General features: G+C 74.5%; 19 protein-coding genes. 9 read left to right on the top strand and 10 right to left on the bottom strand.

The features are described 5' to 3' along the window. The first annotated feature begins 69 nt into the window (after positions 1-69). A complete protein-coding gene (locus tag OG294_RS30415; protein ID WP_327069747.1) occupies positions 70-402 on the top strand; it encodes a YnfA family protein in 333 nt (110 codons plus the stop codon). A 19-nt stretch (positions 403-421) separates the two neighbouring features. Here the strand turns inward: OG294_RS30415 and OG294_RS30410 are convergent, their stop codons facing one another. Then, entirely contained in the window at positions 422-979 is a 558-nt protein-coding gene (locus tag OG294_RS30410; RefSeq protein WP_327069746.1) for a TetR/AcrR family transcriptional regulator, read from the bottom strand. Between the two features lie 74 nt (positions 980-1,053). Between OG294_RS30410 and OG294_RS30405 the strand changes: the two genes are divergently transcribed. Next, the gene (locus tag OG294_RS30405) at positions 1,054-1,530 is read left to right on the top strand and encodes a peroxiredoxin (RefSeq protein ID WP_327069745.1); all 477 of its coding nucleotides are present in this window, start codon (positions 1,054-1,056) and stop codon (positions 1,528-1,530) included. A gap of 25 nt (positions 1,531-1,555) precedes the next feature. Here the strand turns inward: OG294_RS30405 and OG294_RS30400 are convergent, their stop codons facing one another. From OG294_RS30400 to OG294_RS30385, 4 genes are all read right to left on the bottom strand, one after another. Further along, positions 1,556-2,200 (bottom strand): MBL fold metallo-hydrolase, encoded by a 645-nt coding sequence (locus OG294_RS30400; protein WP_327069744.1) that lies wholly within the window; start codon positions 2,198-2,200, stop codon positions 1,556-1,558. Next, complete coding sequence (locus tag OG294_RS30395) at positions 2,200-3,288, bottom strand: S-(hydroxymethyl)mycothiol dehydrogenase (RefSeq protein WP_327069743.1); 1,089 nt, start codon at positions 3,286-3,288, stop codon at positions 2,200-2,202. The genes OG294_RS30400 and OG294_RS30395 overlap by 1 nt, the downstream gene beginning before the upstream one ends. 175 nt (positions 3,289-3,463) lie before the next feature. Next, a complete protein-coding gene (locus tag OG294_RS30390; RefSeq protein WP_327071727.1) occupies positions 3,464-5,131 on the bottom strand; it encodes a purple acid phosphatase family protein in 1,668 nt (555 codons plus the stop codon). 155 nt (positions 5,132-5,286) lie between these two features. Continuing rightward, positions 5,287-6,957: an FAD-binding dehydrogenase gene (locus OG294_RS30385; protein ID WP_327069742.1), complete on the bottom strand. Its 1,671-nt coding sequence runs from the start codon at positions 6,955-6,957 to the stop codon at positions 5,287-5,289. Between the two features lie 177 nt (positions 6,958-7,134). Between OG294_RS30385 and OG294_RS30380 the strand changes: the two genes are divergently transcribed. Next, positions 7,135-9,162: a CocE/NonD family hydrolase gene (locus OG294_RS30380; RefSeq protein ID WP_327069741.1), complete on the top strand. Its 2,028-nt coding sequence runs from the start codon at positions 7,135-7,137 to the stop codon at positions 9,160-9,162. Between the two features lie 42 nt (positions 9,163-9,204). Here the strand turns inward: OG294_RS30380 and OG294_RS30375 are convergent, their stop codons facing one another. Continuing rightward, a complete protein-coding gene (locus tag OG294_RS30375; protein ID WP_327069740.1) occupies positions 9,205-10,191 on the bottom strand; it encodes a hypothetical protein in 987 nt (328 codons plus the stop codon). A gap of 175 nt (positions 10,192-10,366) precedes the next feature. Between OG294_RS30375 and OG294_RS30370 the strand changes: the two genes are divergently transcribed. Further along, a complete protein-coding gene (locus tag OG294_RS30370; RefSeq protein ID WP_327069739.1) occupies positions 10,367-11,557 on the top strand; it encodes an alpha/beta hydrolase in 1,191 nt (396 codons plus the stop codon). Positions 11,558-11,580: 23 nt separating this feature from the next. On the opposite strand, the gene OG294_RS30365 is transcribed toward OG294_RS30370, so the two are convergent. The 3 genes from OG294_RS30365 to moaA form a co-directional block, all read right to left on the bottom strand. Beyond that, the gene (locus OG294_RS30365; RefSeq protein ID WP_327069738.1) at positions 11,581-13,620 is read right to left on the bottom strand and encodes a prolyl oligopeptidase family serine peptidase; all 2,040 of its coding nucleotides are present in this window, start codon (positions 13,618-13,620) and stop codon (positions 11,581-11,583) included. 183 nt (positions 13,621-13,803) lie between these two features. After that, positions 13,804-15,459, bottom strand: a complete 1,656-nt coding sequence (locus OG294_RS30360) for an alpha/beta hydrolase (RefSeq protein ID WP_327069737.1) — start codon at positions 15,457-15,459, stop codon at positions 13,804-13,806. Between the two features lie 84 nt (positions 15,460-15,543). Beyond that, complete coding sequence (moaA, locus tag OG294_RS30355) at positions 15,544-16,557, bottom strand: GTP 3',8-cyclase MoaA (RefSeq protein ID WP_327069736.1); 1,014 nt, start codon at positions 16,555-16,557, stop codon at positions 15,544-15,546. Positions 16,558-16,687: 130 nt separating this feature from the next. On the opposite strand from moaA, the gene OG294_RS30350 reads away from it, so the two are divergent. The 5 genes from OG294_RS30350 to OG294_RS30330 all read left to right on the top strand — a co-directional run bounded on the left by OG294_RS30350 (position 16,688) and on the right by OG294_RS30330 (position 21,973). Further along, entirely contained in the window at positions 16,688-17,317 is a 630-nt protein-coding gene (locus OG294_RS30350; RefSeq protein ID WP_327069735.1) for a nucleotidyltransferase family protein, read from the top strand. A gap of 161 nt (positions 17,318-17,478) precedes the next feature. Then, positions 17,479-18,489 (top strand): hypothetical protein, encoded by a 1,011-nt coding sequence (locus tag OG294_RS30345; protein ID WP_327069734.1) that lies wholly within the window; start codon positions 17,479-17,481, stop codon positions 18,487-18,489. A 168-nt stretch (positions 18,490-18,657) separates the two neighbouring features. Next, positions 18,658-19,740 carry a hypothetical protein gene (locus tag OG294_RS30340; RefSeq protein ID WP_442789247.1) on the top strand — a complete coding sequence of 361 codons (1,083 nt, stop codon included), beginning with the start codon at positions 18,658-18,660 and terminating at the stop codon, positions 19,738-19,740. A gap of 119 nt (positions 19,741-19,859) precedes the next feature. Further along, on the top strand, positions 19,860-20,756 hold the full coding sequence (locus tag OG294_RS30335; RefSeq protein WP_327069732.1) for a (2Fe-2S)-binding protein: 897 nt from the start codon (positions 19,860-19,862) through the stop codon (positions 20,754-20,756). A gap of 197 nt (positions 20,757-20,953) precedes the next feature. Beyond that, on the top strand, positions 20,954-21,973 hold the full coding sequence (locus tag OG294_RS30330) for a DUF2637 domain-containing protein (RefSeq protein WP_327069731.1): 1,020 nt from the start codon (positions 20,954-20,956) through the stop codon (positions 21,971-21,973). A gap of 56 nt (positions 21,974-22,029) precedes the next feature. Here OG294_RS30330 and OG294_RS30325 read toward each other — a convergent pair whose 3' ends face one another. After that, positions 22,030-24,243, bottom strand: a complete 2,214-nt coding sequence (locus OG294_RS30325; RefSeq protein WP_327069730.1) for a SpoIIE family protein phosphatase — start codon at positions 24,241-24,243, stop codon at positions 22,030-22,032. Between the last annotated feature and the right edge of the window lie 120 nt (positions 24,244-24,363).

The raw sequence follows: 24,363 nt of genomic DNA, 5'->3' as shown, positions 1-24,363 counted from the left end.
GGCCCGTGGCCGCTGCCTTCCCCGAGGCAGCGGCCATCGCGCACCCCCGTGCCCCGTAGGCTGACCGGCATGACCGTGCTGCGCTCCGCCGCCCTCTTCGTGCTGGCCGCCCTGGCCGAGATCGGAGGCTGCTGGCTGATCTGGCAGAGCGTGCGGGAGTCACGCCCCTGGTGGCTGGCGGGCCTGGGCATCGTGGCGCTCGGCGGCTACGGGTTCGTCGCCGCCTTCCAGCCGGACAGCCAGTTCGGCCGGGTGCTGGCCGCCTACGGCGGGGTCTTCGTGGCCGGATCGCTGGCCTGGGGCGTCGTGGTGGACGGCTTCCGCCCCACCCGCTACGACGTGCTCGGCGCCCTCATCTGCCTGGTCGGCGTGGGCGTGATCATGTACGGCCCGCGCCGCTGACGCCCCGCCGCCGATCGCCTCAGAGCTCCAGCAGCTGCGCCACCGCCGCCGCCAGGCTCGCCGCGGTGGTCGCCGGGTCGCCCAGCGCTGCGCCCACCATGGCGCCGTCGCGCAGCAGGATCAGCACGTCCGCCCGCCGCTCGGGCCCGCTCAGGCCGGCCTCGCGGAGCAGGCGGACGATCAGCCCGCGCAGCCAGGCACGGTGGTCGGCGATCGCCAGCGAGACCGGGTGCTGCGGATCGGGGTACTCGGCGGCGGCGTTGATGAACGGGCAGCCGCGGAAGCCCGGGCCGCACATCTCCTGGCCCAGCCGCTCCAGCAGGATTCCGAGCAGCTGGGCGGCCGTCAGTCCGCTGCCGAGCCCGGCCGCCACCTCCGCCCGGATACCCGCGTCCCAGCCCTGGATGTACTCCCGGACCAGCTCCTCCTTGCCGGGGAAGTGCCGGTAGAAGGTCGCCCGGGTCACCTCGGCCTCGGTGACGATCCGGTCCACGCCGACCGTGTGGATCCCCTCGGTGTAGAACAGCCGGGTCGCGGTGTCGAGGACCCGTTGGCGGGCGGCGGAAGGTGTACTCACACCACTGACCGTACTACTATCAGCGAGGAAGAACGAACGTTCTGTCCGCCCTTCGCGAGCGCTAAGGACCCACCATGGCCAAGTCCCCCGAGGTCGGCACCCCCGCCCCCGACTTCACCCTGCCCGGCCTGCTCCTCACCGAAGGCTCCGCCGAACGCCGCGACTACCGCCTCGCCGAGGCCCAGGGCAGCCCGCTGGTGCTGGTCTTCTACCCCGGCGACGACACCGCGGTCTGCACCAAGCAGCTCTGCTCGTACACCTCCGACCTGGACCGCTTCAAGGGCCTGGGCGCCACCGTCTGGGGCATCAGCCCGCAGGACGTGGACAGCCACGAGGCCTTCGCCCGCAAGCACCGCCTCGGCTTCCCGCTGCTCGCCGACACCGACCGCGCGGTGGCCAAGGCGTTCGGCATCGCGGTGCCGGGCCTGGGCCTGCGCCGCTCGGTCTTCATCCTGGACGCCGACGGCACGGTGCGCTGGAAGCACGTCGCGCTGGCCGGTCTGACCTTCCAGCACAGCGACACCCTCACCGCGCAGCTCGCCGCGCTGTGAGGGTGTCGCCCCGGTGCGGTGGCGGTCAGTGACCCCGGGCCACCCACTCCTCCAGGTGCGGAGCCTCCTCGCCGATCGTGGTGGTCGGCCCGTGGCCGGTGTGCACCACGGTCTGCGGGGGCAGCACCAGCAGCCGCTCCTGGATCGAGCGGATGATGGTCGGGAAGTCGGAGAACGAGCGCCCGGTCGCCCCGGGGCCGCCCTGGAAGAGCGTGTCCCCGGTGAACACCGCGTCCAGCGCGGGCACGTACACGCTCACCCCGCCGGGGGTGTGGCCGGGCGTGTGCCGGATGTGCAGGTAGAGCCCGCCCACGGTGATCCGCTGACCGTCCCGCAGCTCCTCGTCCGGGTGGTCGCCCGGGTGGGCCTGCTTCCACAGCGGCAGGTCGTCGGGGTGCAGCAGGATCGGCGCACCGGTCAGCTCCGCCAGCTCGGGCGCGGCGTTCACGTGGTCGTTGTGCGCGTGGGTGCAGATGATCGCCACCACCCGCCGGTCGCCGACCGCCGCCGCGATCGCCGGGGCGTCGTGCGCGGGGTCGATCACCACGGCGTCGCGGTCGTTGGCGATGATCCAGACGTTGTTCTCCACCTCCCAGCTGCCACCGTCCAGGTCGAAGGTGCCGGCCGTGACGAGGTGCTCGATCTCGGGCTCGGGGGGCAGCAACTGCATCAGAACACCACCACCGAGCGGAGCACGTCGCCGTCGCGCATGGTGGCGAACGCCTGCTCGACCTCGTCCAGCGTGATCGTCTCGGTGACGAACGCGTCCAGGTCGAGCCGGCCCTGCAGGTAGAGGTCGATCAGCATCGGGAAGTCCCGCGAGGGCAGGCAGTCCCCGTACCAGGACGACTTGAGCGCGCCGCCGCGCCCGAAGACGTCCAGCAGCGGCAGCTCCAGCTTCATCTCCGGCGTCGGCACGCCGACCAGCACCACGGTGCCGGCCAGGTCCCGGGCGTAGAAGGCCTGCCGGTAGGTCTCCGGTCGGCCCACCGCCTCGACCACGACGTCCGCGCCGTGACCGCCGGTCAGCGCGCGCACCGCCTCCACCACGTCGGTGCCGTCGGAGGCGTTCACCGTGTGGGTGGCCCCCAGGCCCTTGGCGCGCTCCAGCTTGCGCGGGTCCAGGTCCACCGCGATGATCTTCGCCGCGCCGGCCAGCTTGGCCCCCAGCACGGCGGCGTTGCCGACCCCGCCGCAGCCGATCACCGCGACGCTGTCGCCGCGGGTCACCCCGCCGGTGTTGATCGCCGCGCCCAGCCCGGCCATCACGCCGCAGCCCAGCAGCCCGGCCGCGGCGGGCGAGGCCGCCGGGTCGACCTTGGTGCACTGCCCGGCCGCCACCAGCGTCTTCTCCGCGAAGGCGCCGATCCCGAGCGCGGGGCTCAGCTCGGTGCCGTCCAGCAGCGTCATCTTCTGCTCGGCGTTGTGGGTGGCGAAGCAGTACTGCGGCCGGCCGCGCCGACAGGCCCGGCACTGACCGCAGACGGCACGCCAGTTGAGGATCACGAAGTCGCCCGGCGCCACCTCGGTGACCCCGGCGCCGACGCTCTCCACCACACCGGCGGCCTCGTGGCCGAGCAGGAACGGGAACTCGTCGTTGATCCCGCCCTCCCGGTAGTGCAGGTCGGTGTGGCAGACGCCGCACGCCTGGACCTTGACCACCGCCTCGCCAGGTCCAGGGTCGGGCACGACAATCGTCGCCACCTCCACCGGTTCGCCCTTGCCCCGGGCGATGACGCCCCTGACCTGCTGTGACATCCGGCCTGCCCCTTTCGTGACTGCCCCGAGAAAGCCGAACGGCCCCTCGGGAGATCATTCTCTCCCGAGGGGCCGCCCGCGACGCCCGTTCCGTCAGCCGGCGTCGCTCGGAACGCCGGTGCCTCGGCGTCCCGCACGGGCAGTTGGCTGGTGAAATCCGTGCCCGGTGGACGCGTCAGCGGTCGCCCGCGCTCCAGCCCCAGCCGCCGCCCTGGCCGTCGTCGTCCGAGTCGCTGTCCCAGCCCTCGCCGACCGTGCGCACGATGGTGTAGTGGTCGATCTGCTGGCCGGTCTCGGTCAGCGCGGTGACCTTCATCGAGGACTTCTGCCCCAGGTGCGCCGGGGTGACGTCGACCTTGATGAAGGAGTAGCCCAGGTAGCGCACCCGCGACCACTCGACGGTCTCGGCGACCTTCTGCCGGCCCTTGGCGTTGTAGAAGCTCTGGACCTCGTCGACCCGGTTCTCGTGGCCCTCGTAGGTCTGCGGCGCGCCGAAGCTGTAGAGGCTGCGGCCCGCGGCGCCGGCGGTCACGTAGACCACGCCGTCCTTCTCGGGCTCCAGGGTGGCGCCGCTCGGGACCGCCTTGGAGACCTTGTTGCCGAGGATCGCGTCGGTGCGCTCGTACACGTGGTTGTGGCCGTTGATCACCAGGTCGACCCGGTACTTCTCGAACAGCGGCACCCAGGCCTCGCGGACCCCGCCCTCGGAGGCGTGCGAGGTGGTGGTGGAGAAGGCGCAGTGGTGGAAGAAGACCACGACGAAGTCGATCGTCTCGTCGTTGCGGAAGTCCTTGAGCTGGCGCTCCAGCCACTTGGTCTGCCGGCCGGCGGTCAGGCCGAGGTTGGCCGGGATCTCGTAGGACACGTCGTTGGCGTCCAGCGAGATGACACCGACATTGCTGTACCGGAAGGCGTACACGCCGGGGGCCTTGCGCGGGTCCGGGCCGTTGTCCGGCAGGAACCAGCGGGCGTCCTCGCCGCCGTAGCCGTTGTGCGAGTACCAGGCCTCCATGTCGTGGTTGCCATAGGCGACCATCCACGGGATCTTGGCGGCCACGGCCTCGGTCTGCACCAGGAAGGCGTCCCAGGTCTTGGCGTTGAAGTCGGCCTTGTCGGCGTCCAGGCCCTGGCCGTCCGGGTCGGCGTAGCAGATGTCACCGGCGTGCAGGTGGAACTTGGGGTTCTGCGCCAGGATCACGTTGTCGTTGTTGACCGCGTGGGCGCTCACGCCCTGGTCGCCGAAGGCGGTGAAGGTGAACGGCTCGTAGACCTTGCCCCAGCGGTCGTCGCGCGAGGCGGCGGTGCGGAAGGTGCCGAGCGAGGAGATCGCCTGCTGGCCGGCAGGGTCGAAGCCCTTGTGGCCGACCGCGTAGTAGTACGTGGTGTCGGGGTCCAGGTCCTCCAGGGCCACGTGCACGTAGTACTGGTCCAGCGGGCTCTGACCGGGCACCAGCGCCGGGGTGTGCAGCGAGCGGATCTCCGCGTCGATCTTCTCGCTCAGCTCCCAGGGGGTCCGGCCGTAGCGCACGAAGGGCTTCTTGACCGGGAGCGGGACCTGCCAGGAGATCCGGAACTGGGTGTCCGGCTCGGCGCCGAACTGCAGGTGCCGGCCCACCGGGATCACCTTCGAGCCGTCCACGGCCGAGGCCGCGTCACCGACCAGCGTCGGCGTGCTCTTCGGCGCGGCGTACGCGTTGCCGGAGCCCAGCACGCCACCCACGGCGAGCGCCCCGACCGCCACCGCGCTGCCCCGCAGCACCCGGCGGCGGGAGAGCTTGCCCCGCAGGTACTCGTGCTGCTCGGCCATGCTCATCCGGGCGGCAAGCTGCTGCGGCACACCCATGTTCGGAATATCCATCTCCATGCGGGGGACTTTGCCAGCCGTTGAGGTACACCGCTCGGACGCTCGATGAACAGCTACCGACGAGTCGGTGGCCTGCGTGTCACTGACTTGTGATCAATCCGTTTGCCAAGAGGGTCCGCCAGTAGGGGGACCCTCTAAGCCGTCGCTTCGGCCGCCGCGCGGCCCGCCGTGCGGCCGGAGAAGAGGCAGCCGCCGAGGAAGGTGCCCTCCAGCGAGCGGTAGCCGTGCATCCCGCCGCCGCCGAAGCCGGCCACCTCGCCGGCCGCGTAGACGCCCTCCAGCACCGAGCCGTCGGCGCGCAGCACCCGGGCGGACAGGTCGGTTTCGAGGCCGCCGAGCGACTTGCGGGTGAGCACGTGCAGCCGCACCGCGATCAGCGGGCCGGCCTTGGGGTCGAGCAGCCGGTGCGGGGCGGCGGTGCGCACCAGCTTGTCGCCGAGGTAGCGGCGGGCGCCGTGGATCGCGCCGACCTGGAGGTCCTTGCCGAACGGGTTGGCGATCTCGCGGTCGCGCGCCTCGATCTCGCGGCGCAGCGCGGCCTCCTCGATCAGCTCCTCGCCCGCTCCGGAGGAGTCGACCAGCCGGTTCATCCCGCGCACCAGGTCGCCGAGCCGCTCGGCGACCACGAAGTCCGCCCCGTACTTCTTGAACGCCTCCACCGGCCCGGGCGCGCCGGGCAGCGCGCGGCCGAGCACCTTGCGGGGGCTACGGCCCGTCAGGTCCGGGTTCTGCTCGGAGCCGGAGAGCGCGAACTCCTTCTCGATGATCTTCTGGGTGAGCACGAACCAGGTGTGGTCGTACCCGGTGCGCCGGATGTACTCGAGCGTGCCCAGGGTGTCGAAGCCGGGGAAGAGCGGCACCGGCAGCCGGTTGCCGCGGGCGTCCAGCCAGAGCGAGGAGGGCCCGGGCAGGATCCGGATGCCGTGCCGGGCCCAGACCGGGTTCCAGTTCTCGATGCCCTCGGTGTAGTGCCACATCCGGTCGCCGTTGACCAGGTGTCCGCCGGCCGCGCCGGCCACCTGCTGCATCAGCCCGTCGACGTGCGCGGGCACGCCGCTGAGCAGGCGTGCGGGCGGGGTGCCGAGCCGGGCCGGCCAGGCCTTGCGGACCAGTTCGTGGTTGCCGCCGATGCCGCCCGAGGCGATCACCACCGCCTGCGCGCGCAGCTCGAAGGCGCCGGCCACCGCGCGGGAGCTGGCCACCCCGCGCGCCACGCCGCTGGGCACCAGCACCTCGCCGCGCACCGTGTCGGTGACGCCCGCGGTGCTCGCCAGTCCGGTCACCCGGTGCCGGAAGAGCGGGCGCACCAGCCCCTTGGCGACGGCGGCCCGCACCCGGCGGGCGAACGGCTCGACCAGGCCGGGGCCGGTGCCCCAGGTGATGTGGAAGCGCGGCACCGAGTTGCCGGGGCCGCTGGCCAGCAGCCCGCCGCGCTCCGCCCAGCCGACCACCGGGAAGAACCGCACCCCCTGCGCGTGCAGCCAGGCGCGCTTCTCGCCCGCGGCGAAGTCCAGGTAGGCCTTGGCCCACTGGCGCGGCCAGTTGTCCTCGGGCCGGTCGAAGCCGGCCGTGCCGAGCCAGTCCTGCCAGGCCAGTTCGTAGGAGTCGCGGATCCGCAGCCGGCGCTGCTCGGGCGAGTCGACCAGGAACAGGCCGCCGAAGGACCAGTGCGCCTGGCCGCCGAGGGAGGCGGCCGGCTCCTGGTCGAGCAGGATCACCGTGCGCCCCGCGTCGGCGAGTTCGGCGGTGGCGGCCAGGCCCGCCAGGCCGGCTCCGATCACGATGACGTCGGCGTCCAGTGCCATGGGGTTCTCCTTCGCGCAGCCCGTTTCCCGATCCTCGTGCCTGCGCTTCGCCCCCGTCAACGGCCACGTCGGCGGCCACTCTGACGGTCCCTCGGCCGCCGACGGACCGCTGAATGCACCGGTATGTCCGCTACTGTCGGTTTCGGCACCACGCCTAGCCGCCCCCGGGAGGACCGCATGCGACACCCCGACGCGTACCCGTACCGGATCACCCGCGAGGACCTGCGGATCCCGATGGCCGACGGCGTCGAGCTGTACGCCCGCCTCTGGCGCCCCGTCACCGAGGAGCCGGTGCCCGCGCTGCTGGAGTACCTGCCCTACCGGCTGACCGACTGGACCGCCCCGCGCGACGCCGAGCGCCACCCCTGGTACGCCGGCCACGGCTACGCGAGCGTGCGGGTGGACATCCGCGGCCACGGCAACTCGGGCGGCCTGCCCGGCGGGGAGCACGACGCCCAGGAGCTGGCCGACGGCGTCGCGGTGGTCGAGTGGCTGGCCGCACGGCCCTGGTGCACCGGTCGCGTCGGCGTGTTCGGGATCGGCTGGGGCGGCACCGGCGCACTGCAGCTGGCCGCGCTGGCCCCCGAACCGCTGCGCGCCGTGGTCGCCGTCTGCGCCACCGACGACCGCTACGACAACGACGCGCGCTACCTCGGCGGTTCGGTGCTCGGCGCGGACCTGCACGCCCGGTCGGCCGGCCTGCTCGCACTCGCCGCCCGCCCGCCGGACCCCCGCTACGTCGGCGATCAGTGGCGGCGGCTCTGGCTGGCCCGGCTGGCCGCGCTGGAACCGCACAGCCACGCCTGGCTGAGCCACCAGACCCGCGACGACTACTGGCGCCACGGCAGCGTCGGCGAACGGTACGGGGCGATCGGGGCCGCGGTGCTGGCCGTGGGCGGCTGGGCCGATCCGCACCGGGACACCGTGCTGCGCCTGGTCGAGCACCTGCGGGGGCCGGTGCGCGGGCTGATCGGCCCCTGGCCGCACCAGTACCCCGACCGCGGTCTGCCGCCGGGCCCGGCGATCGGGTTCCTCCAGGAGACGCTGCGCTGGTGGGACCAGTGGCTGAAGGACCAGGAGACCGGGATCATGGCCGAGCCCCGGCTGCGCAGCTGGATGCCCGAGCCGGCGCCGCCCGGCGCCACCGGGGACCTTGCCGGGCGCTGGATCGGCGAGGACCAGTGGCCCTCCGACGACGTGCGGGAGATCCACTACGGCCTGGCGGACACGCTGCGCACCGCGGGCACCCCCGAGGGCGAGCGCTTCGTGCCGGTCCACTCGCCGCAGCACACCGGGACCGACGCCGGGCGCTACCGCCCGGTCGGCGCCGCCGCCGACCTGCCGCCCGACCAGCGCGCGGAGGACGGCCGCTCGGTCTGCTTCGACACCTCGCCGCTGGCCGAGCGGCTGGAGATCCTCGGCCGCCCCACGCTCCAGCTGCGGCTGCGCTGCCCGGCGGCCCGCGGGCAGGTGGTGGCCCGGCTCTGCGACGTGGCCCCGGACGGCTCGGCCAGGCTGGTCACCCGCGGCGTGCTCAACCTCGCCACCCGGCAGGGGCGCGAGCAGGCGGTGCTCTGGGAGCCGGGCGCGGTGGCCGAGGTGGCCCTCGAACTCTCCGGCATCGCGCACGCCTTTGCGCCCGGGCACCGGATCCGGCTCGCGCTCTCCTCCGCGTACTGGCCGTGGGTCTGGCCGCAGCCCGGGGCCGCCGGGTTCGAGGTCGACCCGGGCCACAGCGCGCTGATGCTGCCGGTGCGCCACCTGGCCGCCGACGTGGGGCGGGCGCCGATCGCCTTCGCCGAGCCCGAGCAGGCCGCCGGGCCGGAGGTGCGGCACACCACCGCGAGCGACCCGCGGCCCGAGCGGCTGGTGGTGCAGGACGTGGCGGCGGGCGAGTGGCGCCTGGAGGTGGACCCCAGCCACCAGGGCTCGCGCTCCTACCCCGACGGCCTGATCTGCACCGAGCAGGCGCTGGAGACCTACCGGATCCGCGAGGACGACCCGCTCTCCGCCGCCGCCCGGGCCGCCTGGACGATCCGCCTGGAGCGGCCCGAGGACGGCTGGGACGTGACCGTGCAGACCCGCTCGGAGATCGGCTGCGACGCCGAGGCGTTCACGGCGCGCAGCCACCTGACCGCCTGGGAGGGCGGCGCGGTGGTCTTCGAGCGGGACTGGGAGCAGCGGATCCCGCGCACGGCGGGGTGAGCGGGATCGGTGGGATCAGCAGGGTGGGCGCGGCGGTGCGGCCTACGGCATCGGGTAGGAGCCGGGCGGCACCGTGGAGGTGCTGGCGTTGCCGCCGACCACCGGCTGCAGGGTGATCTTGACGGTGGAGTACGTGGTGCTGGTGGTGGTGAAGTCGGTGCTGTCGTCGAACTTGGTGTAGTCGCAGTTCTCGGTGAACTTCTTGCTGGCGTCGTCCCAGTCGAAGCCGCCGGCGAAGTACATGTCGTACGTGCCGTCCTCGATGCCGGTCAGCTTCGCGCTCTGGCCCTTGACCACGTAGAAGGAGTAGGCCGACTGGCCGCCCTTGACCAGGGTCAGCACGGCGTCCACCGTGCCGCCGCTGTTGTCCACGGTCAGCTCGCCGGCCCCGTCGTTCGCCCCCTGGCGCACCAACGCGCCGTTGCTCAGGGCGCGTTGCTGCTGCTGCGGGGTCTGCGGCACGTTGAAGGTGGTGGTGTAGCCGCCCTGCGCCAGGGTCTGCAGCGCGGTGGGCACGTCCTTGAGGCCCTGCGCCGCGCCGGTCTCGGCGAGCGCGGAGGAGGTGGCGCAGACCTTGTCGTCGCCGATGTCGGTCTGCACCGCGCCGAGGTTGGTGGCCAGCGTGTCCAGCGCCACCGACAGCTGGCGGTTGGCGTCGGAGACGCTGGGGGGCGGGTTGGCGCCCGACAGCGACTGCGAGGCGGTGCTCGCGGCCTGCTGGGCGGTGGCCAGGTCGCCGTTCAGGTCGTCCACGCTGCCGGCCTGGGTCAGCTTCGCGAGCGCGTCGTTGACCGGGCCGATGGCGCCGCTCAGCGTGATGCCGTACGGGACGGTGTAGGGAGTGGGGCTGCTGGGCGCCATGGTGCCGATCGAATCGGCCCCACCGTCGCCGTTCGCGCTGCTGCTCGCATGGGTCGAGCTGCAGGCGGTGACCAGGAGCAGTGCACCGGTGAGGACCGCGGCGTGGCGCAGCGGCCGACGGACGAGACTCCGCTCAGCGGTGCTGGTGGTGCGTGCTGAACCGTGCAAGGTGAAGCCCCCCAAATGGCCCTGGCGTGCGGGTGCGCCGCACAGCGTCTCAAAACCGGACTGACCGGGTCAATGCCGCTGGCCGCGGCGGTGCGCGGTGGCCCCGACCGGTGCCGGAGGGGCCCGGCCGAGGGGGCCGCCGACGGCCGCGCGTATCGTCCCATAGGATCGCCGGGTGCTCGCGCTGACCGGACTCCCCCTGCAGATCATCGCCTCGCTGCTGGCTGTGGCGGCCTTCGTCGTGACCATCTGGCTCTGGCCCAGGCTCGGCGGCAAGGGCGTCAGGGCGGTGCTCGGGCGGCTCGGCGCCTTCCTCGGCACCCAGGCGCTGGTGCTGGTCGCGATGGCGCTGGTGGCCAACTCCTACTTCGGCTTCTACACCACCTGGACCGACCTGCTCGGCACCGCCGGGGGTCCCGGCACGGTGGTGGACCACAAGCCGAGCAACGGACTCTCGGTGACCGGCGAGCAGAAGTTCTACTCCTCGCAGGGCTCGGCCGAGGACCGCTCCGGGGTGATCCAGCACGTCGAGCTGACCGGCGCCCGCTCGGGGCTGACCAACCAGGCCTACGTCTACCTGCCGCCGCAGTACTTCCAGCCGGCCTACGCCGACAAGAAGTTCCCGATGGCGCTGATCCTCTCCGGCTACCCCGGCTCGGCCGAGAAGCTGATCTCGCTGATGCAGTACCCGGCCAGCACCCTGAAGGCGATCAACGCCAAGGAGCTGCCGCCCACCGTGCTGGTGATGATGCGGCCCTCGCCGATCGCCAACCGGGACACCGAGTGCATGGACGTGCCGAACGGCCCGCAGGTGGAGACCTTCTTCACCGACGACCTGCCCAAGGCGCTGGCCACCGGCTACCGGATCGCCCCGCAGGCCGGTGCGCACGCCGCGATGGGCGACTCCACCGGCGGCTACTGCGCGCTGAAGTTCGCGCTGCGCAAGCCGGACGCCTACGGTGCGGCGATCGCGCTCTCCGCCGACTACAACGTGAGCAACGACCCGACCACCGGTGACCTGTTCGGCGGCAGCGAGCAGCTCAAGCGGGAGAACGACCTGCTCTGGCGGCTGCAGAACGCCCCCGCGGTGCCGGTCTCGCTGCTGCTGGCCACCAGCCCGAACGAGGACAACTACCGGGCCACCCAGCAGATGGTGGCCGCCTTCAAGGCGCCCACCAAGCTCTCCACCATCACGCTGAACAGCGGCGGCCACAACTTCCACACCTGGGGCCGCGAGATCCCGCCGGCGCTGGCCTGGCTCGGCCGGCAGTGGGCGCAGCTGCCCTCCTCGACCGCCACCCCGAGCACCCCGAACGCCGCCCCAGGCACCCCGCGCACTGCCCCGAGCACCCCGGCCAGCGCCTGACGGCACGGCAGCACCGGCCCGGGTCAGCCGGCCGCCGGCAGCTCCAGGAACTCCGCGAAGAACGCCAGCAGCTCCGCCAGTTGGGCCGACCGGGCCGGCCGGCCGCCGCGGGCCCCCGCACCGCGGCCCGGTCCGGCCGCCCGGCGCAGCAGCACCGGGCGCCCCGAACTGCTCGCCTGCTGCAGGGCGGCGCACATCTTGCGGGCGTGCAGCGCGTCCACCCGCTCGTCCGCCTCGAAGGCCGTCAGCAGCACGGCGGGGTAGGCCGTGCCGGGGCGCACGTGGTGGTACGGCGAGTAGCCGAGCAGCCAGTCCAGCTCCCTGGGCTCCTCGCGGGAGCCGAACTCCTCCGTCCAGTAGGGGCCGTGGCCGCTCAGCTGATAGCGGGCCATGTCCAGCAGCGCCGCCGAGAGGGCCACCGCGCCGAACAGCTCGGGCCGCTGGGTCAGCGCCGCGCCCACCAGCAGACCGCCGCCCGCGCCCCGGCCCAGCGCACCCAGCCGCCCGGGGGCGCAGCGACCGGTGTCCAGCAGGTACTGCGCGGCCGCGCTGAAGTCGTCGATGCCCTGCTGCTTCTGCTCGCGCATCCCCGCGCGGCGCCAGTCGGCGCCCTCCTCGCCGCCACCGCGCACACCGGCCACCGCGAACTGCCCGCCGCGCTCCGCCCAGGCCAGCGCCGCCGCGTGGTAGCCGGCCAACTGCGCTGCACCGAAGGCACCGTGGGCCTGGAGGATGGTGGGCAGCGGCCCGGCGGGGGCGGCGGCCGGGCGGGTCAGCAGCAGCCGCACCGGTGACCCGTCGGCGGCGGGGTAGCCGAGCTCGGTCACCAGGACCTCGGGGGCACCCGGCCCCGAGCGCCCGCCCGCGCGCCAGAGCGTGCGGCGGCCGGCAGCGGCGTCGTAGCGGTGCACGCCCTGCGGGGTACGCGGGTCGGCGTAGCCGAACCAGGCCCCCCGGCCGTCCGCGGCGCGGGTCAACCCGGCCACCACGCCCGGCCCTGGCAGCTCGACCGCTCCCAACGCCGCACCGCTGTCGAGCCGGTGACGGGTGAGCAGGGAGCGGCTGCCGCTCGACCGCAGCACGAGCAGCTCGGGCGCCGGGAGCCCGGCGCCGTCGAGCACCGCGAAGGAGTCCAGCCGGGTGTGCTCGTCCCCGGCCAGCAGGGTCCGCACCGGCGCACCGGGGGCCGCGGCGAGCAGCCGTCCGTGCGGTGCCCGGTCCCGGTCGAGCAGGTAGAGCGTGCCGTCGGCAGCCGGCCAGGGCAGGCCCGCGCCCCAGTCCTCGATCAGTTGCTCGCGCAACTGCGGTCGCTCCAGCGGGCCCTGGCGCAGGTCGGCGACCCAGAGCCGGTGGCCGGCGCCCCGGCCACCGGTGGCGGTCACCACCAGCGTCCGGCCCGGCGCACCGGTGGTGGCGTCCAGTCGAGTGCCCGCCGGCAGTCCGGCGCCGAAGACCTCCTGGTCCACCGGCCGCCCGAGCCGGTGCAGGTGGAGCAGTTCGCCGCCGTCCTCGGTGCCGCGGCTGTAGTAGAAGGCGTCGGCGTCGGCCGTCCAGGCGACGGTGCCGTACCGGCAGCCGTCGATCGGCGCGTCCACCAGCCGCCCGGTGGCCACCTCCAGGATCCGCAGCGTGTACCGCGTCGAGCCCGCGCCGGCGCCCTGGGAGCGGGCTCCCTGGTAGGCGACCAGCCGCCCGGTGGGATCCGGCGACCAGCCGCCGAGCACACCGCGCCCGCCCGGGTCGACCAGCACCCGGCGCCCGCCCGCCTCCTCGACCACCAGCACGGGCTGCCCGCCGTCCGGCGCGCGCACGGTGCAGAAGACGCGGCCCCCGGCGAAGCGCGGCACACCGGGCTGCTCGAAGGCGGTCAGCCGCTCCAGCGCACTCCGGAACGCCCCGATCCCCGGCCAGCCGCGGGCGACGCGGCGGAACAGGTCGTCCTGCGCGGCCGACCAGCGCCGGGTGTCGGGGTGCGCGGCGTCCTCCAGCAGGCGGTAGGGATCGGCGACCGCACGCTCCCCCAGCCGCTCGACCGTCTCCCCGCGCGGCGCGACGGGGTACACCAGGGGCGGCGGATCCCCGGACGGGAGCGGATCGGACGAGGAACGCACACTTCCCCCAGCAGGGTTGGTGGACGGCAGGACGACCCCGCCGCGCCGCCCTCACCCCGTGCAGAAGCCGGCTGACCGCGCGCCATCATAGGCACGCGGTCAGCACGGGCGTCAATGAGGATGCTTGACGAATCGTCAGCTCTCGTTGGCGGGCGGGTTGGTGGCGCAGTGCGTACCCGCCGCCGGCATGGTGCCGTCGATCAGGAACGCGTCCACGTCCGACTTGATGCAGCTGCTCTTGTCGTACCCGGTGTGTCCGTCGCCGTCCCGGGTGAGCAGGGTGGCGTCGGCCAGGCTGCTCGCCAGGTGCTGCGCCCAGGCGTAGGGGGTGGCGTCGTCACCGGTGGAGCCGACCACCAGGATCGGGGCGCTGCCGGTGGCCTTGAGCACCTGCGGCGGCGTGGAGCCGTGCACCGGCCAGTCGGCGCAGTCCATCGCCGCCCGCACGTCGTCGGCGTTCATGTGGTTGGTCAGGTAGGGCGCCTTGGTGTGCAACTGCTGCAGGGCCTGCTGGATCTGGTCGTCGGTGGGCGGCGTGGAGCCGTCGTCCGCGCAGTTGATCGCCTGGTTGGCGTCGGCCTGGTTGCTGTAGTGCCCCTGCTGGTCCCGGCTGTTGTAGTCGTCGGCGAACTCGATCAGCGCATCGGGGCTGTGGGCCTTCATGGCGTTGCTCAGCCCGATCCGCAGGTACCCCCAGGACTTGGCGTCCCCGTAGAGCATGTCCATGGTGCCGGTCCAGCCCAGCGCCTGGGTGAGCGTGCGGCCGCTGGTGGCCGAGGTCAACGGGTGCGCCTCCAGGCCGTCCAGGAAGTCGGCGGCCTTCTTCGCGGCGGTGGAGGCGTCGCTGCCGAGCGGGCAGTCGGACTGCTTCACGCAGTCGGCGGCGAAGTGCTCGAAGACGCTCTCGAAGCCGACCATCTGGGCGATGCTGCTGTCCAGGTTGCTGACGCTCGGGTCCATCGCGCCGTCCAGCACCAGCCGCCCCGTGCGGTCGGGGAACTGGTTGGCGTAGAAGGTGCCGAGGTAGGTGCCGTAGGAGAAGCCCAGGTAGTTGAGCTTCTGGTCGCCCACCGCCCCGCGCAGCACGTCCAGGTCGCGGGCCGCGTTGACGGTGCCGACGAACGGCAGCAGCTTGCCGGACCTGGCCTCGCAGGCGGCCCCGAGGTCCTTGACGCTGGTCGGCCCGGCGTGGTTCTGGGCGTCGAGCCGGTCGCGGGCGGAGTCGTCCAGGCAGTGCACGGCGGTGGACTTGCCGACGCCGCGCGGGTCGAAGCCGATCAGGTCGTAGCGGTTGTTCAGGTTGCCGAACGAGCTGGTGGCCGCGTTGGTGAGCAGGTCGAGCCCGGAGCCGCCGGGGCCGCCCGGGTTGAGGAAGAGCGAGCCGAGCCGCTGGTCCTGGTGGATCGCCGGCTTGCGCATCAGCGCCAGGTCGATGGTGTCCGCACCCGGGTTGGCGTAGTCCAGCGGGACGTGCGCGGTGCCGCACTGGAAGGCCGACAGGTCGACGTCCTTCTGCGCCGGGTCGGCCGGGCAGCTGCTCCAGGCGATCTGCTGCCCGTAGAACGGCTTGAGCGCCGGGTCGGCGTCACCCGTCGGCGTCGGCGTGGGGCTGGCGGAGGGCGGCGGCGGGGCGCTGGCCGAGGCGGCGGTGCTGGGAGCGGCCGGGGCGGCGGAGGACGACGTGCCCTTCGCGACCGGCGAGTTGCCGGACCCGCCGCAGCCGGCGAGCACGGTGGCTGCCAGTACGGCGGGCAGGATGCGGCGCGACAGACGCGCCCAGGTGGTGTTCACCGCAGAGAAATATCATCTTCTGATCGCACAAGCACCCCGATAGCTGCAGCTCAGCCCTCGGTCAGCCCTCGGTCATCCGTCGGATCAGCCGCCGATCGCCGACATCGGCCGTTCGGGCCGGCGGAAGTCGGCGGAGTTGATCTCGTGGCCGGGTCCCTTGCGCCCGATGGCACCCCGCCAGGCCCGCTCGATCTCCGCGTCCCCGGCCCCACCGCGCAGCAGCGCCCGCAGATCGGACTCCTCGGTCGCGAAGAGGCAGTTGCGCAGCTGGCCGTCGGCGGTCAGCCGGACCCGGTCGCAGGTGCCGCAGAACGGCCGGGTGACCGAGGCGATCACCCCGACCACGGTGTCCGTCCCGGCGATCCGCCACTCCTCGGCCGGCGGGGTGCCGCGCCCGGCGGCCAGCGGCTCGCGCGGCACCGGGACCAGCTCCCAGCGGCCACCGAGCACCTGCAGCAGCTCGTCCGCGGTGATCATCGCCGACCGGTCCCAGGCGCCCTGGGCGTCCAGCGGCATCGACTCGATGAAGCGGATCCGGTAGCCGTGCCCGGCGGCGAACTCGACCAGGTCGAGCAGCTCGTCGTCGTTGACCCCGCGCACCGGGACGGTGTTGATCTTGACCGGCGCAAGGCCCGCCTCCCGCGCGGCGGCCAGCCCCGCGAAGACGTCCGCGATCCGGTCGCGCCGGGTGATCTCCGTGTAGCGCTCGCGCCGCAGCGTGTCCAGGCTGACGTTGACCCGCCGCAGCCCGGCGGCCCGCAACTCCCCCGCCGTCCTGGCCAGTCCGATCCCGTTGGTGGTCAGCGACAGCTCGACACCGAGCCCGGTCAGGCGGGCCACCAGCCCCGGCAGCCCGCGCCGCAGCAGCGGCTCGCCGCCGGTCAGCCGCACCGAGGCGATCCCCAGCCGCTCGACCCCCACCCGCACCAGACGGACGATCTCCTCGTCCGTCAGCACCTCGGCGCGCGGCAGCCAGGCGAGGCCCTCGGCCGGCATGCAGTAGGTGCAGCGCAGGTTGCAGCGGTCGGTCAGGGAGACCCGCAGATCGGTGTGGACCCGGCCGAAGCGATCGAGCAGCGGGGCAGGTGCGGTGTGCATAACGGCCAGTAGAAGCGGGCGGGCGGCAAAGATCCAGGGGTGCATTGCCCGGCTTCCCGCCAAGGTCACCGCCCCTGCCTTGTGCGATCACACAGGACCGCGGCGGCCCGCCGACCGCCATCCTGGTGCCATGACTCCGGCCGCCGCCCCCGCCCCGCCCCCGGTTCCGACCCCGCCCGTCGCCGCCCTGGTGCTGGCCGCGGGCGGCGGGCGGCGGCTCGGCGGACGGCCCAAGGCCCTGCTGCCGTTCCGCGGCCGGCCGCTGGTCGAACACGCCGTGCGCGTGGTGCGCGAGGGCGGCTGCGACCCCGTCCTGGTGGTGCTCGGCGCCGCCCGCGCGCGGGTGCCGGTCGAGGCGGAGCTGAGCGGCTGCACCCTGGTCACCAACCCCGACTGGGCCGAGGGCATGGGCGGCTCGCTGCGCGCGGGCCTGGCCGCCGTGCCGCCGGGCTGCTCGGGCGTGCTGGTCTTCCTGGTCGACACCCCCGGCGTCACCCCCGCCGCCGTCGCCCGGCTGCTCGCCGCCCACCGGTCCGGCGCCGCCCTGGCCGCCGCCGGCTACGCGGGCCGCCGCGGCCACCCGGTGCTGATCGGCGCCGCCCACCTCGCCGAGGCCGCCGCCGGAGCCCGGGGCGACGCCGGCGCCCGCGAGCTGCTGAACCGCCGCCGGGCCGAACTCCGCCTGGTCGAGTGCGGCGACATCGCCGTCCCCGACGATCTGGACACCCCCGCCGATCTGGCCCGCTGGTCGGCCGGATAGCGCCACGACGGCCCAGAACCTGGGCCGTTGATCCTGTTCACCCTGAAAAATCCCTGATCATTAGGGGCAATCGCTGCCACCGCAGGGCTGGATCGGGAAGCATGGGCGACGGGGAGCACCGGAAGCGACCCCGCCCACTCGACCCGAACGGACGGTGTGCCTTGTCCGGACTTCCGCTGCCCGACGACTTCACCGGCCGCGACCCGCGGGAGGGCGGTGGGCCGCACGGTGGCCACGGTCCGTACCCGGGCGACGAGCCGTACGCCGCCGCCGAGTTGCCCGAGGCGGCCACCACGCCGCCCAGCGCGCGGGCGATCCGCTGCCCGGCCTGCCGCCGCGAGCACGTCTACGAGCCGCCGACGCTGCCCTGCCCGTGCGGAGCGGCGCTCAAGGTGCCGCTGCTGCGCGGCGGGGTGCCGGTGCAGGTGCGGTTCCGCTCCTGGGAGGACTCCTGGCTGAGCATGCGCTGCCCGAACTGCGGACGCTCCGACCAGTGGCCGCAGCCGGAGTTCACCTGCAACTGCGGCGCCACCGTGCGCCTGCCGGTGGACCGCGCGCCGCGCCCCGGCGCGAGCGGCCCGCAGGGCTCGCGCCCGCTCGGGGTGCGCCCGCAGGTGCCCGCGCCCGGCGCGTGGCAGGGCGACGGCGCGCTCTACGCCGACCACCCCGGCTCCCTGGGAGCGCCGGGCGGCTCGCGCCGGATACCGCACGCCGACTCGCACCCCGGGCCCGGCGCACCGGCCGTGCCGCCCTCGGTGCCGCAGGGCGGGCGCTGGCAGAACCGGCCGCCGTTCCGCCCGCAGCCCATCCGCACCGGGCAGGACGCGGTGCTGGCCGCCGCCCGCTACCTGGAGTGGCTCGGCTTCGGCGAGCTGGAACTGACCGAGGGCCAGGAGCGGGAGTCGGTCACCCTGCTCGGCGACCGCCTGGTGGCCCAGGTGGACAGCTGGCCCGAGCAGGCCGACATGCGCGCGGTGGAGTGCCTGTGGCTGCAGACCCTGCACGCCGAGGAGATGGCCGCCGCGATGTTCACCACCGCCGGCTACTCGCACCAGGCCACCGTGCGCGGCGAGCAGTTGCTGGTGGCGCTCTTCCTGCTGGACGACGGCGGTGTCCCGCAGCCGGTGAACGGCGCGGCCGAGGCGCTGCTGGAGACGGGCTGGACCTCCTGACCCACCCTTCCCGCCTGCCCCGTGGGGCCCGGACGGGCGCACGGGGACACCGAAATACGTCACGCTCGTGATCTGGTGCACAAGCTCCCTCGCGTGTTGAATTGCGGTGCTCCAGGGCCCTGGCCGTCTGGGGGCACCGCATGGCCGTGGGGCACCGCACACAAGGAGGTGGCGTTGTCGGAGCACGGAACGGCCCCGCTGAGCGGGGGGACACGTGGCCGGCCGGCGGATGCCGACCACAGTGGCGGGCCACCACGTCTGGCCGGTCCACCGGGGGTGCCGCCGCACGGCGGCGGGCTCCATCCGGGCAAGGACGGCCACCTCGACGAGATCACCAGCGGCACCGTGTGGCGGCTGCGATCGCGCGCCTGCTGGCAGGAGGCGGCCGAGCTGCTCGGCCAGGGCGCCGAGCGGGACCCGCGGACCGCCCTGGTCCGTGCCGAACTGCTGATCGAGCAGTGCCTGTTCACCGCCGACCACTGGGAGGAGGCGGAGTCCGCGTTACGGCTGGCCGAGGCCGGGGTGACCAGCACCGAGCAGCGCGCGGCGGCCGCCTGCGCGCGCGGCTTCCTGGCCTACCTGGGCAGCGTGCTCGGTCCGCGCGACCGGCTGGACGAGGCCCAGGCCGCGCTCGGCCGAACCTCGGCGCTGCTGCCCGCGGGCGCACCGGGCCGCCCGCTGCTGGACTTCCGGCGCGGGCTGGTCGCCGAGAACCTGCTGCGCGACCACACGGCCGCCTGGATCGCCTACCGCCGGGCCCACGACGGGGCGTTGGCCGGCGGGGACTCCCTGCTGGCCTCCTCCACCTGGCGCCACCTGGCCGCGCTCGCGCTGGCCGGCGGCGACCGGGTCAGGGCCCGGGAGGGGTTCACCGCCTCACTGCGGCTGCGCGAGGAGCTGGGCTTCATGGTGGGGGTGGCGCCGGCACTCGCGGCGCTGGCCGAGGTCGCCGAGCCGGCCGAGGCGCAGCGGCTGCGGGCGGAGGCCGGGCGCCTGGTGCAGTCGCTGGGGGGCGTGCCGGTCTGGCTGGTGGGCCGGCTCGGCGAGGACGCCGCGGCCCTGACGCCCGGCGGCCCACCGGGTGCACCGCGCGGCGCACCACCGAGCGCGCGCCCGGGTGTGCCGGGCGGGCGCGCGGGCGGCGGCACTCCGGCGCCACCGGGCACGCCCGGCAGCACCGCGTGGGCCGGGCGCCCGACCGACCCCCCGGACGGACGCGGCGAGCGGGACAGCCGACGGCCTGTCAGCTAAGGTGAGCCTAACCTGATGGGTGAGGTGCGCGCGGAGACCGTCCGCGCGCACCTCACGCGTCCGGGCCCAGCTCACCCGGGGCCGCGCGCGGTCACCCGGCCGATCCGATGGGGCACGCCTTGACCGAGTGCACCGACCTCAGCCCCGGGCGACACCCGACACCCCCCTTCGCCGGCGCCTACACCGCCTTCGCCCAGGTCTTCCCCGACCTGCGGATCCACCACCGCACCGAGGTCCCGGCCCACGACGGCTGGGTGACCACCCGTCAGCTGCTCGCCGATCCGGCGCTGCGCGCCCGCCTGGTCGCCGCCGAGGCCCGGCACGGCCGGGCCCGGTTCGGCACGGCGCCGCGCGCCGATGTCGCGGCCGGCTTCTGGCTGCACCGCTATGCCTGGCCGCTCTGCCTGGTCTTCACGCTGCCCTGGCTGCTGGAGCAGCGGGTGCCGCTGCTGCCGGTCGAGCAGCTGGCCAGCCGCCGACCGGCCGGCGGCTGGGGTCCGGCCGAGCTCGCGCTGCTGCCGGGCACCGGGCCGCTCGCCTTCGCCTGCCTGCCCGGCGACCCGGCGGCCGGTCTGCCCGGCGCCCGGGTGGTGGCCGACCCGGCGGCCCTGCGCGCCACCCTGCGCACCACCGTCGCCGCCCAGTTGGACCCCCTGCTGACCGCCTTCCGCCCGCTGCTGCGGCGCGGGCCGCGCACCCTGTGGGGGCTGGTGACCGACGAGCTGGTGGAGGGGCTCTGGTACGCGGCCGGACTGCTCGGCGAGGAGGCGCGGGCGGTGACCGCCCTGACGGCGCTGCTGCCGGAGCCGCCCGCCGAAGCCACTGGGGCCACCGATGCCGGCGGGGCCGACCGCATCGACACCGCGCCGTTCACCGGCGCCGCCGCGTTCCGCCTCGCGGCCCCGCGGCAGCCGGGGGTCGCCGCGGCCCCGACCCGCACCAGGGTCAGCTGCTGCCTCTACTACACCGTGCGCCCCGCGGACCTCTGCCCCGGCTGCCCGCGCACCTGCGGCTGAGCCGTCGCCGGGCCCCTGCAGGACCCGTGTTCCGCGCGTCGGTCATACCATCATCATGACGAAACGTCAGTTCACGCTCTCTCCAGTGTATTTGAGCGCAAAACGCCCGTACGGCCGCCGGGCATCGGCCATGATGGGCGTCCTCTCGGGTGGCGCCGCGCCACCCGACCGCCGAGAGAGCGAGGCTGGCTCAGACCATGAAAATGCCGGACATACCACTGGGCTGGGCCGTCGCCGCCGTCGCCGTCCTGCTGCCGGGGGCGCTCCTGGTGGCGATCATGCGCAGCCGGGGGGCCACCGCCGCGCGCGGCGCGGACTCCTGGGAGCGCACCGAGGAGCGGCGGCGGCGCAAGGAGTCGCTCTACGGCGGCGCCTCCTACACCCTGCTCTTCTGCTGCGCGGCCGTGGCCGCCGCGCTCTCCTTCCACGGCCTGGTCGGCTTCGGCACCCAGAACCTGGGCCTGTCGGGCGGCTGGGAGTTCCTGGTCCCGTTCGGCCTGGACGGCGCCGCGATGTTCTGCTCGGTGCTCGCGGTGCGCGAGGCCAGCCACGGTGACGCGGCGCTCGGCTCGCGCCTGCTGGTCTGGCTCTTCGCCGGCGCCTCGGCCTGGTTCAACTGGGTGCACGCTCCGCGCGGCTTCGGGCACGCCGGCGCACCGCAGTTCTTCGCCGGGATGTCCCTGTCGGCCGCGGTGCTCTTCGACCGGGCGCTGAAACAGACCAGGCGGGCCGCCCTGCGCGAGCAGGGGCTGGTGCCCAGACCGCTGCCGCAGATCCGGATCGTGCGCTGGCTGCGGGCCCCGCTGGAGACCTACGCGGCCTGGTCGCTGATGCTGCTCGAAGGGGTGCGCAGCCTGGACGAGGCGGTGGAGGAGGTGCGCGACACCAAGCGCGAGGCCGTGGTCAACCGGGAGCGCCAGCGGCTGGCCAGCCGGCGTGAGCGGGCCGAGATCCGGGCGATCAACCGCTCGCACGGGGGCTGGGGCCGGGCCAGGGGTGCCGCCACGGCGCCCCAGCTGGAGCCCGGCGGTGCGGAGCCCGCGATAGCGGCGGGTGCCGCGGAGCCGCCCGCCGTGGCCGCCGCGCCCGTGCCCGGCCTGCTGACCGGCCCCGGTCGGCGGACCATCGACCTGACCGCCGACGACGAGACCATGACGCTGCCCCGGCTCGACTCGCTGGAGCAGAAGCTCAAGGACCTGGAGCGGCAGTTCGGCTGAGCATCAGCAGGCGGTGGCGGCCCGACCCCGCGGCCCTTCCCAGGGAAGGCCCGCGGTCAGGCCGCCTCGCCCGCCGACAGCTCGAACCACATCCGCTTGCCCGAGCCGCGCGGCTCCACGCCCCAGGCGTCGGCCAGCGCCTCGACCAGCATCAGTCCGCGCCCCGAGGAGGCCTGCTCGCCGGGGGTGCGGCGCTTGGGCCACAGGTCCGACTCGTCCTCCACCTCGATCCGCAGCCGCGGCTCGCGGCGGTCCTCGCGGTAGAGGCGCGCGGTGAACATCGCGTCCCGGTCGGTGTGCCGGATCGCGTTGGTGACCAGCTCGGAGGCGAGCAGCTCGGCGGTGTCGATCAGCTCCGGCACGCCCCAGCGGCGCAGCGCGTCGCGCAGCTCACCCCGCAGCTCGGCCACTCTGGCCAGATCCGCCTGGCCGATCCGGCGGCGCAGCTGCTGGGCGGCCAGCCCGCCCTCGGGACCGTCCCAGCGCAGCAGGAGCAGCGCTATGTCGTCCTCCCGCTCGGCGGAGTCCGCGGCCCGGGCGGCGATCCGGTCGGCGAGCTCCTCGATCGGGTCCACGCCGCCCTGCTCCAGCGGGGGCAGGTCGCCGGCCACCGCCTCGCACAGCCGGGCCATGCCGGTGTCCAGGTCCATCTCGCGCGACTCGACCAGGCCGTCGGTGCAGAGCACCACCGTCTCGCCGGGGTCCAGGCTGAACCGGGTGACCTGGTACTCCTGCGCGGCGCCGATCCCCAGCGGCAGGCCGCCGACCACGCTCTGCACGGTGCTGCTGCCGTCGGCCCGGCGGACCACCGGGTCCAGGTGGCCGGCCCGCACCGCGTAGACCACGCCGTAGTCGACGTTGACCTCGGCGTAGGTGCAGGTGGCGAAGTGGTCGGTGTCCAGATCGGCCAGGAAGCGGGAGGCGCGGGCCATCACGGCGGCCGGCGGGTGGCCCTCGGCGGCGTAGGCGCGCAGCGCGATCCGCAGCTGCCCCATGATGCCGGCCGCGTGCACGTCGTGGCCCTGCACGTCGCCGATCACCAGGCCGACGTGCCCGCCCGGCAGCGGCACCACGTCGTACCAGTCACCGCCGATCTGCAGGCCGGAGCCGGCCGGCAGGTAGCGCACGGCGGTGGTCACCCCGGGCACGGCCGGCACGGTGCGCGGCAGCATCACCCGCTGCAGACCGGCGGCCAGCTCGTGCTCGGCGTCGTGCAGCCGGGCCCGGGCCAGTGACTGGGCGACCAGGCCGCCCAGGGTGGAGAGCAGGGTGCGCTCGTCGGCGTCGAGCTCGCGGGCGTCGTCGAAGCTGACCACGCACAGGCCGATCGCCCGGCCGCTGGCCACCAGCGGCAGGAAGGCCCAGGCGCTGCGCCCGGTGTCCTTGGCGCGCGGCCAGGCCTCGGGAAAGCGCTCCCGGTACTCCTCGCGGCTGGCCAGGAAGACCGGCAGCCGGCGGCGGATCGCCTCGGCGGCGGGCTGGAACGGCTCCAGCGGCATCCGGTCGTAGAGGGCCACCGACTCCTGGCGGTAGCCGCTGGCGCCCAGGATCCGCAGCCGTCCGGCCTCCAGCGCGGCCAGCACCAGGCCGTCCGGCGGCAGCCCCGGCAGCGGCAGCTCGGTGAAGACCCGGGCCACGTCCCGCACGGTGACCGCCTCGGACAGCGCCCGGGCCGCCTCCTTGATGAACCGCGAGCGGTCCTCGCGCAGCGCGGCCCGGCGCCCCGCGTCGGCGCGCTTGCGCAGCTCGGCGGTGGCGTCCCAGACGAAGCCGACCATCCGCGAGGGGCGCCCGAAGGCGTCCGCGAGCACCCGCCCGCGGAACCGCACCGCGTGCAGCTCGCCGCCGGGGAAGACGGTGCGGTAGTAGGCGCCGCACTGGCCCAGCTCGGCCACCGCGCGCTCGACCCGGCGGCGCACCACCGGCGCGTCCTCGGGGTGCAGCAGCGCGAGGAAGGCCTCGGAGCTGAGGTCGAAGGTGGTGCCGTTGACGCCGATGATCGCGCAGGCGCGGTGGTCGGCCTCGATCACGTCGCGACGGATGTCCCAGTCGAAGGAGCCGATGCCGTTGGCGGCCATCGCGGGCTCCAGCCAGTCCGGCATGGCGTCCCCGGTCCGGTTGGGCAGGCTCTGCACGGCCGGGGCGGCGGTGGCCGCGGCCAGCCGCCCCGCCGCGACGCTGGTGGCGCGTACTCCGGCGCGCCGACCGCCCTGGGCCTGCGGGCCGAGCGGAAGACGCGCGGTCCCCTGTGGCTCGGGCTCAGTCGCCATGGTTCTCCTGCCCCTGCCGGGTCCGTCGGTTGGGTGGGTGTGCTCCGCGGACCGCCCCGCTGCGAGGGCCCCGGTCCGGACACACATTCTCACTATCCTGTCGAATGTTCGACCACGCGG

Source organism: Kitasatospora sp. NBC_01302 (assembly GCF_035976515.1).
Classification (GTDB): domain Bacteria; phylum Actinomycetota; class Actinomycetes; order Streptomycetales; family Streptomycetaceae; genus Kitasatospora.
The sequence above is the reverse complement of the archived record's forward strand: the minus strand, read 5'-3'. Positions and strand labels throughout refer to the sequence as shown.

Excerpts from the sequence above, each read along its gene's own strand:
- OG294_RS30415 (WP_327069747.1), top strand. The coding sequence starts at position 70 with ATGACCGTGCTGCGCTCCGCCGCCCTCTTCGTGCTGGCCGCCCTGGCC.
- OG294_RS30405 (WP_327069745.1), top strand. The coding sequence starts at position 1,054 with ATGGCCAAGTCCCCCGAGGTCGGCACCCCCGCCCCCGACTTCACCCTG.
- OG294_RS30400 (WP_327069744.1), bottom strand. The coding sequence starts at position 2,200 with ATGCAGTTGCTGCCCCCCGAGCCCGAGATCGAGCACCTCGTCACGGCC.
- OG294_RS30395 (WP_327069743.1), bottom strand. The coding sequence starts at position 3,288 with ATGTCACAGCAGGTCAGGGGCGTCATCGCCCGGGGCAAGGGCGAACCG.
- OG294_RS30390 (WP_327071727.1), bottom strand. The coding sequence starts at position 5,131 with ATGGGTGTGCCGCAGCAGCTTGCCGCCCGGATGAGCATGGCCGAGCAG.
- OG294_RS30385 (WP_327069742.1), bottom strand. The coding sequence starts at position 6,957 with ATGGCACTGGACGCCGACGTCATCGTGATCGGAGCCGGCCTGGCGGGC.
- OG294_RS30380 (WP_327069741.1), top strand. The coding sequence starts at position 7,135 with ATGCGACACCCCGACGCGTACCCGTACCGGATCACCCGCGAGGACCTG.
- moaA (WP_327069736.1), bottom strand. The coding sequence starts at position 16,557 with ATGCACACCGCACCTGCCCCGCTGCTCGATCGCTTCGGCCGGGTCCAC.
- OG294_RS30350 (WP_327069735.1), top strand. The coding sequence starts at position 16,688 with ATGACTCCGGCCGCCGCCCCCGCCCCGCCCCCGGTTCCGACCCCGCCC.
- OG294_RS30330 (WP_327069731.1), top strand. The coding sequence starts at position 20,954 with ATGAAAATGCCGGACATACCACTGGGCTGGGCCGTCGCCGCCGTCGCC.
- OG294_RS30325 (WP_327069730.1), bottom strand. The coding sequence starts at position 24,243 with ATGGCGACTGAGCCCGAGCCACAGGGGACCGCGCGTCTTCCGCTCGGC.